The 14887-nt window shown below is 65.0% G+C and carries 12 protein-coding genes and 1 pseudogene; 11 read left to right on the top strand and 2 right to left on the bottom strand.

Going from position 1 to position 14887, the window contains the following annotated elements; translation table 11 throughout:
- The first annotated feature begins 265 nt into the window (after window positions 1-265).
- The 11 genes and pseudogenes from NCR35_RS07875 (at window position 266) to NCR35_RS07825 (ending at window position 12966) form a co-directional block, all read left to right on the top strand.
- Complete coding sequence (locus NCR35_RS07875; protein WP_250533912.1) at window positions 266-1939, top strand: glycosyltransferase family 39 protein; 1674 nt, start codon at window positions 266-268, stop codon at window positions 1937-1939.
- Between the two features lie 93 nt (window positions 1940-2032).
- Window positions 2033-2404, top strand: a complete 372-nt coding sequence (locus tag NCR35_RS07870) for an SMR family transporter (RefSeq protein ID WP_244848594.1) — start codon at window positions 2033-2035, stop codon at window positions 2402-2404.
- Window positions 2405-2439: 35 nt separating this feature from the next.
- Window positions 2440-3597 carry a DegT/DnrJ/EryC1/StrS family aminotransferase gene (locus NCR35_RS07865; protein ID WP_250533911.1) on the top strand — a complete coding sequence of 386 codons (1158 nt, stop codon included), beginning with the start codon at window positions 2440-2442 and terminating at the stop codon, window positions 3595-3597.
- 16 nt (window positions 3598-3613) lie between these two features.
- On the top strand, window positions 3614-4657 hold the full coding sequence (locus NCR35_RS07860; RefSeq protein ID WP_244848592.1) for a glycosyltransferase: 1044 nt from the start codon (window positions 3614-3616) through the stop codon (window positions 4655-4657).
- A complete protein-coding gene (locus tag NCR35_RS07855) occupies window positions 4654-5640 on the top strand; it encodes a formyltransferase (RefSeq protein ID WP_250533910.1) in 987 nt (328 codons plus the stop codon). The genes NCR35_RS07860 and NCR35_RS07855 overlap by 4 nt, the downstream gene beginning before the upstream one ends.
- Entirely contained in the window at window positions 5637-6683 is a 1047-nt protein-coding gene (locus NCR35_RS07850; RefSeq protein ID WP_250533909.1) for a bifunctional UDP-4-keto-pentose/UDP-xylose synthase, read from the top strand. The genes NCR35_RS07855 and NCR35_RS07850 overlap by 4 nt, the downstream gene beginning before the upstream one ends.
- A gap of 9 nt (window positions 6684-6692) precedes the next feature.
- A complete protein-coding gene (locus tag NCR35_RS07845; protein WP_250533908.1) occupies window positions 6693-7589 on the top strand; it encodes a polysaccharide deacetylase family protein in 897 nt (298 codons plus the stop codon).
- 59 nt (window positions 7590-7648) lie between these two features.
- A complete protein-coding gene (locus tag NCR35_RS07840; RefSeq protein WP_175940246.1) occupies window positions 7649-8110 on the top strand; it encodes a peroxiredoxin in 462 nt (153 codons plus the stop codon).
- Window positions 8111-8491: 381 nt separating this feature from the next.
- Window positions 8492-10384 (top strand): PhoH family protein, encoded by a 1893-nt coding sequence (locus NCR35_RS07835; protein WP_250533907.1) that lies wholly within the window; start codon window positions 8492-8494, stop codon window positions 10382-10384.
- Between the two features lie 191 nt (window positions 10385-10575).
- Window positions 10576-11568: pseudogene (locus tag NCR35_RS07830) on the top strand (C40 family peptidase); the annotation flags it as partial.
- A 591-nt stretch (window positions 11569-12159) separates the two neighbouring features.
- The gene (locus tag NCR35_RS07825; protein WP_250533905.1) at window positions 12160-12966 is read left to right on the top strand and encodes an SDR family oxidoreductase; all 807 of its coding nucleotides are present in this window, start codon (window positions 12160-12162) and stop codon (window positions 12964-12966) included.
- Between the two features lie 48 nt (window positions 12967-13014).
- Here NCR35_RS07825 and NCR35_RS07820 read toward each other — a convergent pair whose 3' ends face one another.
- On the bottom strand, window positions 13015-14025 hold the full coding sequence (locus tag NCR35_RS07820; RefSeq protein ID WP_244848586.1) for an inorganic phosphate transporter: 1011 nt from the start codon (window positions 14023-14025) through the stop codon (window positions 13015-13017).
- Window positions 14026-14126: 101 nt separating this feature from the next.
- Window positions 14127-14753, bottom strand: coding sequence for a DUF47 domain-containing protein (locus NCR35_RS07815; RefSeq protein WP_250533904.1), 627 nt, complete (start codon window positions 14751-14753; stop codon window positions 14127-14129).
- Window positions 14754-14887 lie beyond the last annotated feature (134 nt).

Genomic DNA, 14887 nt, shown 5'->3' with positions numbered 1-14887 from the left:
GCCGCGCCCCGTTTGCATGCGCCAGTAAGCGTGCGCCAAATTGACGAATCGCGGCCGTCCGTGCGATACACTCCCGCCCGGCGCGCGCACGCCGCCGCGTCCCGCATGTCCTGGCCGATGAACTTCGGCGGCTCATGCGTGCCTCAAGATGCGGCGCGCACCGGGAGCATGAAAGCGCCGGAAGCATGAAAGCGCGGGCATCGCGCCTTGCCAAGCCATTTCGAATCACTAGCGCCGCAATTGCGGCATCGGACAGGTCGACTTCATGAACGATACGCCTTCGCGGCTACCGCTCACACGTCTTTCGCTCATTCTTCTCGTACTCGCGCTCGCGATCGTCTGGTTCGCGCCGCTCGGCCTGCGTCATCTGGTGCCGAGCGACGAAGGCCGCTACGCCGAAATGGCGCGCGAGATGTTCGTGACCGGCGACTGGATCACGCCGCGCTACAACGGCTACAAGTATTTCGAGAAACCGCCGCTGCAAACCTGGGCGAACGCGCTGACGTTCGCGTGGTTCGGCATCGGCGAATGGCAGGCGCGGCTATACACCGCGCTCACCGGCTTCGCGGGCGTGCTCCTCGTCGGCTACACCGGCACGCGCGTGTTCAACGCGATGACCGGTTTCGCCGCCGCGGTGATCCTCGCGACGTGCCCGTACTGGAACCTGATGGGCCACTTCAACACGCTCGACATGGGCCTGTCGTTCTGGATGGAGGTGACGCTGTGCGCGCTGCTGCTCGCGCAGCGCCCCGGCCTGCCGACGCGGCAGGTGCGCCTGTGGATGTGGCTCTGCTGGGCCGCGATGGCCGCCGCCGTGCTCTCGAAGGGTCTGGTCGGGCTGATTCTGCCGGGCGCGGTGCTCGTGCTCTATTCGCTGGTCTCGCGCGACTGGGCGCTGTGGAAGCGGCTCTATATCGGCAGCGGGCTGATCGTGTTCCTCCTCGTGGCCGCGCCGTGGTTCGTGCTCGTGCAGATGAAGAATCCCGAGTTCTTCGATTTCTTCTTCATCGTCCAGCAGTTCAAGCGTTACCTGACGCCCGAGCAAAACCGCCCCGGCGCGTTCTATTACTTCGTGCCGGTGCTGATCGTCGGGTTCCTGCCGTGGCTGTCGATCGCGTTCCAGAGCGTGCGACACGGCATCAAGACGCCGCGCCAGCCGAACGGCTTCGCGCCGGTGACGATGCTGCTCGTCTGGTCCGGGTTCATCTTCCTGTTCTTCAGCGCCTCGCACTCGAAGCTGATTTCCTACGTGCTGCCCATTGCGCCGGCCATCGCGCTCGTGCTGGGGCTCTATCTGCCGTCGCTCACGCGCACGCAGTACCGCAGGCACCTGATCGGCTATGCGGTGTTTCTGATCGCCGCGGCGTTCGGCGCGATTTTCATCGGCCGGGCGGGCAGCGCGAATACGCCCAATGCGCTCTATCGCGAGTTCCAGGTGTGGGTCTATGCGGGGCTCGCGGTGGCGTTCGTCGTGACGATCGTCGCGCTGTGGCTAAACCGTCGCAGCGTGCTCGCGGGCGCGGCGGGACTTGGCGCGGCGTGGCTGCTGCTCGGGACCATCGCGGGCACCGGCCACGACGTGTTCGGCACCGACAGTTCGGGCGTGAAGCTCGTGCCCGCCGTGAAGGCGGCGATGGGGAAGCTGCCGGCCGACACGCCGTTCTATTCGGTCGCGAAGCTCGATCACACGATGCCCTTCTACCTCGGCCACACGATGATCATGGTGCAGGAAGCCGACGAACTGAACTTCGGCGTGCATGCGGAACCGCAGAAGTGGCTGCCGACGCTCGACGACTGGGTGAAACAATGGGACGCCGACCGCTACGCGCTTGCGCTGCTGCCGCCGTCCCGCTATGACGACATGCTCGCGCGCCATGTGCCGATGCAGGTCATCGCCCGGGACGCGCGCCGCGTGATCGTCGAAAAGCCGCAGCCCTGATGGCGCGGCGCCGCCCCGCCGCAATGCCGCAATGCCGCCGGCGCACGAGCGTTCGGCATCCGGCGGCGAACCGAGTATCCTTATTCTTCATCGATGAATCCGATTTCCTTCACTTGCATCGTCATCGGCGTATTGTTGAATGCTTGCGCCCAGTTGCTGCTCAAGGCGGGCGTGAACGCCGTCGGCCATTTCGACATGACGCCGGCGAACATTCTGCCGGTCGGTTTCAAGATCGCGACGCAGTGGCCTATCATCGGCGGCCTCGCGTGCTATGTGGTGAGCGTGGTCGTGTGGATCGTCGGGCTGTCGCGCGTGGACGTTTCGGTCGCCTACCCGATGCTCTCGCTCGGCTACGTCGTCAACGCGTTCGCGGCATGGTATTTGTTCGGCGAAGTGCTGTCGGTGCAGCGGCTCGTCGGCATCGGCATCATTCTCGTCGGCGTGGCCGTGCTCGCGCGCGGCTGACCCCGGATTCTCTCCACTCTTTAAGCACACACTCCATGACTCAGACCTCGCGGCCGTTCCTGCCCTTCGTCAAGCCCGAGATCGACGAAGAGACCATTCGGGGCGTCGTCGACGTGCTGCGCTCCGGCTGGATCACCACCGGCCCGCAGAATCAGCAGTTCGAAGCGGAGCTGTCCGCGTACTTCGGCGGCCGTCCGGTGCGCGCGTTCAATTCCGGCACCTGCACGATGGAAATTGCGCTGCGAATCGCGGGCGTCGGCGCGGGCGACGAAGTCATCACCACGCCGATGACCTGGGTCTCGACCGCGAACGTGATCTTGGAAGTGGGCGCCACGCCGGTTTTCGTCGATATCGACCCGGTCACGCGCAACATGGACCTGAACTTGCTGGAACGCGCGATCACCCCGCGCACGAAGGCGCTGATGCCGGTGTATCTCGCGGGCTTGCCCGTGGACATGGACCGGCTCTACGAGATCGCGCGCGCCCACAAGCTGCGCGTGATCGAAGACGCGGCGCAGGCGGTCGGCGCGAGCTGGCGCGGCAGGCGCATCGGCTCGTTCGGCGATCTGGTGTCGATCAGCTTTCACGCGAACAAGAACGTGACGTCGATCGAAGGCGGCGCGCTCGTGATGAACAACGAAGACGAAGCGGAACTCGCGCGCAAGTACCGGCTGCAAGGCATCACGCGCACGGGCTTCGACGGCATGGACTGCGACGTGCTGGGCGGCAAATACAATCTCACGGATGTCGCCGCGCGCGTCGGGCTGGGATCGCTGCGCCGGATCGAGTCGATCACGGAACGCCGCCGCGAACTGGCGCATCTCTACTTCGACGCGTTCGAAGGCGGCGCGGCGGTGCGGCTCGGCGTCGGCCTGCCGGTGAAGAACTTCGCCGACAGCAACTGGCATATGTTCCAGATCGCGCTGCCGCTGGAAAACCTGCGCCTCACGCGAGCGGAGTTCATGGCGCAACTGAAGGAGCGCAATGTCGGCAGCGGCGTGCATTATCCGGCGCTGCATCTGTTCACGCTTTACCGCGAGCGCGGGTTCAAGGAAGGCATGTTCCCGCATGCGGAGCGCTTCGGCGCGAGCACCGTGACCTTGCCGCTCTTCCCCGGCATGAGCGCGGACGATGTCGCGCATGTCGTGAAGTCCGTCGACGAAATCTGCGAGCAGTATGGACACAATCGTTAAGGAAACGCACAGCCACATGAGTCATACCGATTTTCCGGCGAGTTCGCCCGAGGTCTCGGTCATCATTCCGGTGTACAACGAGGCGGACGGTCTCGCCGCCCTGTTCGATCGTCTGTACCCGGCACTGGATGCGCTCGGCGCGTCGTATGAAGTCATCTTCATCAACGACGGCAGCCGCGACAAATCCGCCGCGCTCCTCGCGCAGCAGTTTCACGCGCGCCCCGACACCACGCGCGTCATTCTGCTCAACGGCAACTACGGCCAGCACATGGCGATTCTCGCGGGCTTCGAGCAGTCGCGCGGCGAGATCGTCGTGACGCTCGACGCCGATCTGCAGAATCCGCCGGAAGAAATCGGCAAGCTCGTCGCGAAGATGCGCGAGGGCTACGACTACGTCGGCACCATCCGCCAGCAGCGGCAGGACAGCCTGTGGCGCAAGAAGGCGTCGCGCGCGATGAACCGCCTGCGCGAGCGCATCACGAAGATTCGCATGACCGATCAGGGCTGCATGCTGCGCGCGTACAGCCGCCACATCATCGACACGATCAACCGCTGCGGCGAGATCAACACGTTCATTCCGGCGCTCGCGTACACCTTCGCGCAGAATCCGATCGAAGTGGACGTCGCGCACGAGGAACGCTTCGCGGGCGAATCGAAGTACTCGCTTTATAGCCTGATCCGCCTGAACTTCGACCTCGTCACTGGCTTTTCGGTGGTGCCGCTGCAATGGCTGTCGTTCATCGGCGTGATTCTGTCGGTCGGCTCCGCGGGCCTCTTCGTGCTGCTCCTGATTCGCCGCTTCATGTTCGGCGCGGAAGTTCAGGGTGTGTTCACGCTCTTCGCCATCACGTTCTTCATGCTCGGCGTGATCATCTTCGCGCTCGGGCTGCTCGGCGAATACATCGGCCGCATCTATCAGCAGGTGCGCGCGCGTCCGCGTTATCTCGTGCAGACGATTCTCGAACAACGCGACGGGCTTTCCATCGCGAGCAAGCCGATGCAGGAACCCGTGCAGCCGGTCGCCGCCGCCGTGATCGGCCGCGAGGAACCGGGCCGATGAAGCCGCGCGCCGTCGTCTTCGCGTATCACAACGTCGGCGTGCGTTGTCTGCAGGTGCTGCTCGCGCGCGGCGTGGACGTCACGCTCGTCGTCACGCACGAAGACAGCGCGAGCGAGAATATCTGGTTCGGCAGCGTCGCGCAGGTCGCGGCGGAACGCGGCATCGAAGTCATCACGCCGGCCGATCCCAAAGCGCCCCACGTGCACGAAGCCGTGGCGAAAGCCGCGCCCGATTTCATCTTCTCGTTCTATTACCGGCACATGCTGCCCGTCGCGCTGCTCGCGCTCGCGACGCGCGGCGCGTACAACATGCACGGCTCGCTCTTGCCGAAGTATCGCGGCCGCGTGCCGACGAACTGGGCGGTGCTCAACGGCGAGACCGAAACCGGCGCGACGCTGCACGAAATGGCCGAAAAGCCGGACGCCGGCGCGATCCTCGCGCAGACGCCCGTGCCGATCCTGCCCGACGACACTGCCGCGCAGGTCTTCGACAAGACGGTGGTCGCCGCCGAGCAGACGCTCTGGCGCGTGCTGCCCGCCCTGCTCGCGGGCGAAGCGCCGCATCTGCCGAACGATCTCGCCGCCGGCAGCTACTACGGCGGGCGCAAGCCGGAGGACGGCCGCATCGACTGGACGCAGTCGGGAGAGCGCGTCTACAACCTGATTCGCGCGGTTGCGCCGCCATATCCTGGCGCCTTCACCGATATCGGCGAGCATCGCTTCATCGTCGCGCGCGCGCGGCTCGTGCCGCCGACCGGCGCGCCCAGTATGCCGCCCGCGCGGCTTGCGGCAATGGCCAGTTTGCCGCCGGGCCTGACGGTGACGGATAATGCGCTGTTTGGCGTCTGCGGCGATGGCCGCGTGATCGCCGTGTACGAGCTGCGTCACCGGCTGCTCGACAGCGCGTCGCAACCTTTGGGCGAAGAACGCGCCGTCGATTCCGCCGAATTCGGCCGACTCATTCAATCCTCTCGTCATTCATGAAAAAAGTTCTCATCCTGGGCGTCAACGGCTTCATCGGCCATCACCTGTCCAAGCGCATCCTCGAAACCACCGACTGGGAAGTGTTCGGGATGGACATGCAAACCGATCGTCTGGGCGACCTCGCGAATCACGAGCGGATGCATTTCTTCGAAGGCGACATCACCATCAACAAGGAGTGGGTCGAGTATCACGTGAAGAAGTGCGACGTGATCCTGCCGCTGGTTGCGATCGCCACGCCCGCGACTTACGTGAAGCAGCCGCTGCGCGTGTTCGAACTCGACTTCGAAGCGAACCTGCCGATCGTGCGTTCGGCCGTGAAGTACGGCAAGCATCTGGTGTTTCCGTCGACGTCCGAGGTGTACGGCATGTGCACCGACGAGCAGTTCGACCCGGAAAACTCCGTGCTTTCATACGGTCCCATCAACAAGCCGCGCTGGATCTACGCGTGCTCGAAGCAGCTGATGGACCGCGTGATCTGGGGCTACGGCATGGAGGGGCTCAACTTCACCCTCTTCCGCCCGTTCAACTGGATCGGCCCGGGCCTCGACTCCATCTACACGCCGAAGGAAGGTTCGTCGCGCGTGGTGACGCAGTTCCTCGGCCATATCGTGCGCGGCGAGAACATCAGCCTCGTGGATGGCGGCGCGCAAAAGCGCGCATTCACGGATATCGACGACGGCATCGGCGCGCTGATGAAGATCATCGAGAACAAGGACGGCGTGGCAACGGGCAAGATCTATAACATCGGCAATCCGAAGAACAACTTCTCGGTGCGCGAACTGGCGAACAAGATGCTCGCGCTCGCGGGCGAGTTTCCGGAATACGCGGATACGGCGAAGCGAGTGCAACTGGTCGAGACGTCGTCGGGCGCGTACTACGGCACCGGCTATCAGGACGTGCAGAACCGCGTGCCGAAGATCGACAACACGATGCAGGAGCTCGGCTGGGCGCCGCAAGCCACGATGGACGACGCGCTGCGCAAGATTTTCGAGGCGTATCGCGGACACGTGGGCGAAGCCCGCAAGCTCGTCGAACAGGCGTAAGACCGCAGCGTGGCCCGCATCGTCCTCAAGATCGACGTCGATACGCTGCGCGGCACGCGCGAAGGCGTGCCGAACCTCGGGCGCCTGCTCGACAAGTACAACGCCCGCGCGACGTTCCTCTTCAGCCTCGGCCCGGATCACACCGGCTGGGCGCTGCGCCGGGTGTTCCGGCCCGGCTTCCTGCAAAAGGTGTCGCGCACGTCGGTGGTCGAACATTACGGCATCCGGACGCTGATGTACGGCGTGCTGCTGCCGGGGCCGGATATCGGCCGGCGCGCGGTGTCGGAAATGCGCGCGATCCACGAAGCCGGCTTCGAGTGCGGCATTCATACGTGGGATCACGTCTACTGGCAGGACAACGTGCGTTCGCGCGACCGCGCGTGGACCGTCGCGCAGATGCAGCAAAGCCACGCGCGCTTCGTCGAGATTTTCGGCGCGCCGCCCGTCACGCACGGCGCGGCCGGCTGGCAGATGAACGGCTATGCGTTCGAGCAGATCGACGCCTGGGGCATGCGCTATGCGTCGGACGGCCGTGGACACACGCCGTACATTCCGGTGCTCGATGGCCGCACGCTCGCGCACATTCAGATGCCGACCACCCTGCCCACGCTCGACGAAGTGCTCGGCGTGAACGGCGTCGACGAGAGCAACGTCGCGGCGCACGTCTTGCGTCATACCGCGAATAACCCGCACGATCAGGTGTTCACGCTGCATGCCGAACTCGAGGGCCAGAAGCTCGCGCCGGTATTCGAGCAGCTGCTCGCGGGCTGGCGCGCGCAGGGACACAGCTTCGCCACGATGGGCGACTATCATGCGACGCTCGACCGCGCGAGCTTGCCGTCTTATCCCGTGACGTGGGGCGAGATCCCGGGCCGCGCGGGCGAGCTGATCGTGCAGCCGGGCTGAGACGCCGTTTTGCATCGGCGATACACAGCGAACACAAGACAACAACAGGAGAAACCTTCGTGCCAGTCGCAGTCGACCAGCCCGTTCCCGACTTCACCGCGCCCGCCACGGGCGGCGAGTTCACGCTTTCGAGCCTGCGTGGCCAGAAAGTCGTGCTCTTCTTCTATCCGAAGGACAACACGCCGGGCTGCACCACGGAGAGTCTGCAATTTCGCGACCACTACGACCAGTTCAAGGCGGCGGGCGCTGAAATCGTCGGCATCTCGCGTGACAGCGTGAAGTCGCACGACAATTTCAAGGCCAAGCTGGAACTGCCCTACACGCTCGTCTCCGACGCCGACGAAGCCATCTGCTCGCTGTTCGACGTCATCAAGATGAAGAAGATGTACGGCAAGGAAGTGCGCGGCATCGAGCGTTCGACGTTTCTGCTCGACGCCCAGGGCGTGCTGCGGCGCGAGTTTCGCGGCATCAAGGTGCCAGGGCACGTAGAGGCCATCGTCGAGGCTGTACAAGCCATTTGAGGCACGCTATATTGATTCGCAATGAGCGCCTGTCCACCCCATTCCTCAAGCCTTTGCGCGAGCCGCCGTATGCCGTTTGGCGCGGTCGGCATGGACCCGGGCTATGTGGAACGGGCACGGCGCAGGCGCTCTGAAAGAGAAGTCAGCCGCTGGTTCCGGTAGCCGGAACGGCGGCTTTTTTATTGGTGTCGCGCGCTTCCTCGCTTTTGTCGTGGGCGCGACGCAACCTCAAGGAGCAGATCGAAACCTAGGCGAACCGGCGTTTTCGACAACGAAGCGCGCCACCGGGCGCAAACTGCGGCACACGTAGCTTACGGGCGGACGAGCAGGATGCGACAGGCGGCGCACGATACACGACCCGATTCCTTTCGAGGGAACACCATGCCTTTGCCTACCGCCCCGGCCAAGCTCGGCCATCTCCTTCCGGCCGAAGAGTACAAGGCCAAAGCCCGGCCTTCGAAGCAGCCGAAAAAAACGGCTGCGGCGAGCGACGACGACGCCATCGGCTCGGTCGAGACCGTTGCCGCCGAGCGTCCCGCCGCCGCCAATTCTGCGAACGCCACGAACGCCGCCAACACGCTGCGCTCCATCGCCAGCGACGTGCTCGCGCAGGCGCCGCAGGACGCATCGACCGAGACACCCGCCGCTGCTGCGCCGGTTGCGCCCGTTGCGCGCGGCCGTCGCACGAAGCAGACTGCCGCCCTGTTGCAGCCGGTGCCCGCTGCGCGCCAGAAAGACGAAGAGACGAGCGAGGAAGCCGGTCCCGTCAAGCGCGAGGCGCGCGCGGACGCGCCCGCCGCGACGCCGGCTCCGAGCACCGCGCCCGCCAAGGACGCGCGCACGCAGAACAAGCGCCGCCAGCGCGGCGCGGTCGAGGAGGAACTGCACAAGCTCTTCGTGCTCGACACGAACGTGCTGATGCACGACCCGAGTTCGCTCTTCCGCTTCGAGGAACACGACGTCTATCTGCCGATGATGACGTTGGAAGAGCTCGACAATCACAAGAAGGGCATGTCGGAAGTGGCGCGCAATGCGCGTCAGGTGAGCCGCACGCTCGACGCGCTCGTCGCGCACGCGGGCCAGATGTCGGAGGGCATCCCGCTTGCCGCGCAGGGCAACCGCGACGCGCTCGGCCGCCTCTACTTCCAGACGACGCTGACCGATATCGAGCCGGTCGAAGGTTTGCCCGTCGGCAAGGCGGACAACCAGATTCTCGGCGTCGTGCGCGCGCTGCAGAAGGAGCGGCCGGACCGGCAGGTCGTGCTGGTGTCGAAAGACATCAACATGCGCATCAAGGCGCATGCGCTCGGCCTGCCCGCCGAGGACTACTTCAACGATCAGGTGCTGGAAGACAAGGACCTGCTCTATTCCGGCGTGCGCGCGCTGCCCCAGGATTTCTGGACGAAGCACGCGAAGGGCATGGAAAGCTGGCAGGACACCAAGACCGGCACCACGTATTACCGCGTGACCGGGCCGCTTTGCCCGTCGATGCTCGTCAACGAGTTCGTCTATCTCGAGCCGCAGAACGGCGAGCCGTCGTTCCACGCGGTCGTGCGCGAACTGAACGGCAAGACGGCGCTCTTGCAGACGCTGCGCGACTACGGGCATCACAAGAACAATGTGTGGGGCATCACGGCGCGCAATCGCGAGCAGAACTTCGCGCTGAATCTGTTGATGAATCCGGAAGTCGATTTCGTCACGCTGCTCGGTCAGGCGGGCACCGGCAAGACGCTGATGGCGCTTGCCGCCGGCCTCGCGCAAGTGCTCGACGACAAGCGCTACAACGAGATCATCGTGACGCGCGCGACGGTGCCGGTCGGCGAGGACATCGGCTTTCTGCCGGGCACCGAGGAAGAGAAGATGCAGCCGTGGATGGGCGCGTTCGACGACAACCTCGAAGTCCTTCAGAAAACCGACGACGCCGCCGGCGAATGGGGCCGCGCAGCCACGCAGGAGTTGATCCGCTCGCGGCTGAAGGTGAAGAGCATGAACTTCATGCGCGGGCGGACGTTCGTCGATAAATACGTGATCATCGACGAAGCGCAGAACCTGACGCCCAAGCAGATGAAAACGCTCGTCACGCGCGCCGGTCCGGGTACGAAGATCGTGTGCCTCGGCAACATCGCGCAGATCGACACGCCGTATCTGACCGAGGGCAGCTCGGGGCTGACTTACGTCGTCGACCGCTTCAAGGGCTGGACGCACAGCGGTCATGTGACGCTGGCGCGCGGCGAGCGCTCGCGGCTCGCGGATTACGCTTCGGACATTCTGTAACCACGCGCGGCATCGATGAAACGGCCCGGCGGAGCGATCCGCCGGGCTTTTGTTTGTCCGGGCGTTCCGCTCTCGCAACACTTATCGCACAAAGTTAAAGTGGAACCTCACGATGTCTTGCCGCACGGCCGTGCGGCGGGCTAGTATCGGCGGACTGTCTTCTCTTCGGCGAGCGCGCTCGCTCGGCCTCAATGCGTCGAATCTGGCTACCGCTTTTCGTGTCCGTCCTGCTTGCCGCGTGCGGAAGCGCGCCGCAACAGGCGGCGCGTAAGCCCGCGGTCTCGGCCAGCACGACGCCGCGCGCGTATAAACCGCCGTCGGGCTTCCCGAACTTCGTCGATCACAGCGTCGGGCGCGAGGAGATCTCCATTCAGGCGATGTCGCTCGTCGGCGTGCCGTACCGCTGGGGCGGCAATACGCCCGAGGCCGGTTTCGATTGCAGCGGGCTCGTGCGCTATGTGGTCGATCGCGCCGCGTCCGTGAATCTGCCGCGCACGACCGCCGAGATGAGCGGGCGGGGAGAATCCGTCGAGCCGGACGAAGTCGCGCCCGGCGATCTGATCTTCTTCAACACGACCGGGCGACCGCATTCGCACGTCGGCATTTATGTCGGCAAGCTGCGTTTCGTGAATGCGCCGTCGACGGGCGGCACCGTGCGGCTCGATTACCTGACGAATCCCTACTGGGCGAAGCGGTTCGACGGCATTCGCCGCGTCGCGCCGCCGAAGACGGCGCCGACGCCGTTCGATGCGCCGACGTATGTGGCGGGGCGTGGAGCGTGGTCCGAAGAGGCAACTGCCAGCGCGATTGCGGTCGAGCGACCGTCGACGTCAATCGGCGCAGCGGCTTCGGCTTATGCGGGCCGCGCGCCTGTCTCAGCGACGACGAGCGGGACTTCCGTAGCCTCGGCCTATGTCCGCCAGAAGCCGGCCGCAACCACCGGCGCGGATTCTTTCGAGCCGCCGCCAGGGTCGATTAACGCGGCGCAGAGGCAATCGTCTGCTGCGGCTTCGGCTTCGGCTTACGCGCGGCAAACGCCTGCCGCAGCCGCCAGCGCTGATGCCTTTGAACCGCCGCCCGCGTCGTTGAGCGCTGCGCAGCGGCAGTCGTCCGCTGCGGCTTCGGCTTATGCACGTCAAACGCCTGCGGCACCAGCCAGCGCGGACGTCTTTGAACCGCCGCCCGCTTCGTTGAGCGCCGCGCAGCGGCAATCGTCTGCTGCAGCTTCGGCCTACGCGCGTCAAACGCCGGCCGCAGCCGCCAGCGCGGACGCCTTCGAACCGCCGCCCGCTTCGTCGAGCGCGGCGCAGCGGCAATCGTCAGCAGCGGCTTCGGCTTACGCGCGTAAAACGCCCACCGTAGCCGCCAGCGCGGACGCATATGAACCGCCGCCCGCATCGTGGAGCGCGGCACAGCGCCAGTCGCAGACATCCAGCAGAAGAACAACCGCGTCCCCAAGCCAGGCACCCGATCCGATCCGGGCCGCCGCCGATGCCTACGAGCCTCCGCCGCCACTCTCACGCGCCGCCCGCCAGCAAGCCCAGGCGGCCATGGCGTCGCAGGCCGCCGAACCGCCCGTGCGCGCGATGCGGGCGTCGACGGGCTCGCTAACTCCACCGCGCGCCGCATCGAACGACGACCCCATCGCCCGGTTCGCAACAGGCGCCGACTGACGCGACGCAAGCCGCGCAATGCGACACCCCGCGCCCTGCTCTGCTATCGTGTCCGATACTTCCTCGACAGCGGCATCAAAGAACCGATAGGAGCGCAACATCATGGATCTGGGAGTGGCCGGCAAGGTCGTGTTGATCACGGGCGGCAGCAAGGGAATCGGCTTTGCGTGCGCGAAGGCGTTCGCGAGCGAAGGCGCGAAAGTCGCAATCGTCTCGCGCGATGCCGCGAATCTCGCCCGTGCGCGGGAACAACTCGCGGCCGACGGTCATCACGTCCACCTCGCGCGCGCCGATCTGCACGAGGCGCATAGCGCGGAAGACGTGGTCGAAGAAGCGAGCGCGGCGCTCGGTCCCATCGATATTCTGATCAACAGCGCAGGCGCCGCCCGCCGCTACGACCCCGATACGCTCGACGCCGCCGCCTACAAGGCCGCGATGGACGCGAAGTACTTCTCGTACGTCTATCCGCAACAGGTCGTGCTCGAGCGCATGGCCGAACGCCTGCGCAACGACCCCGGCGCGGAGCCGGGCGCCATCGTCAATATCGTGGGCATGGGCGGCAAGATCGCGACGGACATTCATATCGCGGGCGGCGCGGCCAACGCAGCGCTGATGCTCAACACGGTCGGACTCGCGCATCACTACGCGAAGCTCGGCATTCGCATCAACGCGATCAATCCGGGCGCGACGCTCACCGAGCGCGTCGAGGAAGCGCTGCAACTGGAAGCGCAACGACAAGGCGTCACCCGCGATCAGGTGCTCGCCGAAAGTCAGGCCAAGGTGCCGCTCGGGCGTTACGCAAAACCGGAGGAGATTGCCGACGTCGCCCTCTTTCTGGCGAGCCGCCGCGCAAGTTATGTGTCGGGCGCGATCATCCCGATGGACGGCGTGTCGTCGCCGATCATCTGATGCGCCGCGGCCCGCGTTCTCACGCGGGCCGCGGGCCAAGCCGACTGCTTACAGGAAGCGGTGTCCGATCCACCAGCCCGCCGCGGCGAGCGCCGAGGAAGCCGGAATCGTCAGAATCCACGCCCACACGATGTTGCCAGCGACGCCCCAGCGCACCGCGCTGAACTTCTGCGTCGCGCCCACGCCGACGATCGCGCCGGTAATCGTGTGCGTCGTCGAAACGGGAATGCCCAAGAACGACGCGACGAAGAGCGTGATCGCCCCGCCCGTCTCCGCGCAGAAGCCGCCGACGGGCTTGAGCTTCGTGATCTTCTGGCCCATCGTGCGCACGATGCGCCATCCGCCGAACAGCGTGCCGAGTCCCATCGACAGATAACAGAGCCCGATGACCCAGATCGGCGGCGCATCCGAGCCCACGGAAGCGTAGCCGGTCGCGATCAGCAGCATCCAGATGATGCCGATGGTCTTCTGCGCGTCGTTGCCGCCGTGCCCGAGCGAATACAGTCCAGCCGAGAGCAGTTGCAGACGCCGGAAACGCCGGTCCACTTTCGACGGCGGCGTGCGGAAATACAGCCACGACACCAGCAGCATGAAAAACGAGCCGAGCACGAAGCCGAGCAGCGGCGAGATGAAGATGAACGCGACCGTCTTCAGGAGCCCGTCCCAGTTGAGCGAGCCCCAGCCCGACTTCGCAAGCGCCGCGCCGACGAGCCCGCCGATCAGCGCATGCGACGAGCTCGACGGAATGCCGTACACCCACGTGACGATGTTCCAGCCGATCGCCCCCACCAACGCGCCGAAGATGACGTAGTGATCGACGATGTCCGGGTCGATCGTGCCCCTGCCGACCGTCGCGGCGACTTTCAGGTGGAAGATGAAATACGCGATGACGTTGAACGCCGCCGCGAACGCGACGGCTTGCTGCGGCTTCAGCACGCCGGTCGAAACGACCGTCGCGATGGAGTTGGCGGCGTCGTGGAAGCCGTTCATGAAGTCGAACACGAGTGCGACCATGACGAGCGTAGCGACTGCCCAGATAGCGAGTTGAATCGAATGCATCAGTTGGTGTGGTATTGACCGGCGCTGTACTGACGGCCGGTCTGTGTCGTCATCGCCCGCCGCATCCAATCAGCCTGCGCGAACGGGCTTGGGCGGCATGATCAGGCGTTTTCCAGCACGATGCCTTCGATGATGTTCGCGACATCCTCGCACTTGTCGGTGATCGTCTCCAGAAGCTCGTAGATCGCCTTGAGCTTGATGAGCGTCTTCACGTCGTCTTCTTCGCGGAAGAGCTTCGACATGGCCGAGCGCAGCACGCGGTCCGCGTCCGACTCCAGGCGGTCGATTTCTTCGCAGATCTTGAGAATCTCGCTCGCGCGCTTCATGTCTTCGAGCAGACTCACGGCCTGCTGCACGCGCAGACACGTGGCCGTGCAGATATGCGCGAGCTGGCTCGCTTCCGATGTCACCGCGCGCACGTCGTACAGCGAGATGGCCGTGGCGACGTCCTCCATCAGGTCGAGGATGTCGTCCATCGTCGTGATGAGCTTGTGGATCTCGTCGCGGTCGAGCGGCGTGATGAACGTCTTGTGCAGCAGATCGATGGTTTCGTGCGTGAGCTTGTCGGCACGCTTTTCGTTGGTCTGGACGTTCTGCTTGTGAACCTCGGCTTCGTCGAGGTTGTCGATCAGCAGTTCGAGCTCGCGGCTTGCATCGACCATGCATCTCGCGTGCGCGTTGAAAATCTCGAAGAATTTGCCCTCGGTGGGCATGAAACGACCGAACATGAAAGTCCCGATAGATGGGTCAATGAGGCTGACATCAAACCGACATATTGTACCTGCGCGCAGCACCCCGCGCACCGCGCGCGGACGCCGCGTGCATGGGGCTTGATCGAAGGCTTGACAGTCTTGCTGGAACG

Source organism: Caballeronia sp. AZ10_KS36, from assembly GCF_023631105.1.
Taxonomy (GTDB): domain Bacteria; phylum Pseudomonadota; class Gammaproteobacteria; order Burkholderiales; family Burkholderiaceae; genus Caballeronia.
Note: the sequence above shows the minus strand (reverse complement) of the source record. Positions and strands in the feature narration are given on the sequence as shown.

Excerpts from the sequence above, each read along its gene's own strand:
- NCR35_RS07875 (WP_250533912.1), top strand. The coding sequence starts at position 266 with ATGAACGATACGCCTTCGCGGCTACCGCTCACACGTCTTTCGCTCATT.
- NCR35_RS07870 (WP_244848594.1), top strand. The coding sequence starts at position 2,033 with ATGAATCCGATTTCCTTCACTTGCATCGTCATCGGCGTATTGTTGAAT.
- NCR35_RS07865 (WP_250533911.1), top strand. The coding sequence starts at position 2,440 with ATGACTCAGACCTCGCGGCCGTTCCTGCCCTTCGTCAAGCCCGAGATC.
- NCR35_RS07860 (WP_244848592.1), top strand. The coding sequence starts at position 3,614 with ATGAGTCATACCGATTTTCCGGCGAGTTCGCCCGAGGTCTCGGTCATC.
- NCR35_RS07855 (WP_250533910.1), top strand. The coding sequence starts at position 4,654 with ATGAAGCCGCGCGCCGTCGTCTTCGCGTATCACAACGTCGGCGTGCGT.
- NCR35_RS07850 (WP_250533909.1), top strand. The coding sequence starts at position 5,637 with ATGAAAAAAGTTCTCATCCTGGGCGTCAACGGCTTCATCGGCCATCAC.
- NCR35_RS07835 (WP_250533907.1), top strand. The coding sequence starts at position 8,492 with ATGCCTTTGCCTACCGCCCCGGCCAAGCTCGGCCATCTCCTTCCGGCC.
- NCR35_RS07825 (WP_250533905.1), top strand. The coding sequence starts at position 12,160 with ATGGATCTGGGAGTGGCCGGCAAGGTCGTGTTGATCACGGGCGGCAGC.
- NCR35_RS07820 (WP_244848586.1), bottom strand. The coding sequence starts at position 14,025 with ATGCATTCGATTCAACTCGCTATCTGGGCAGTCGCTACGCTCGTCATG.
- NCR35_RS07815 (WP_250533904.1), bottom strand. The coding sequence starts at position 14,753 with ATGTTCGGTCGTTTCATGCCCACCGAGGGCAAATTCTTCGAGATTTTC.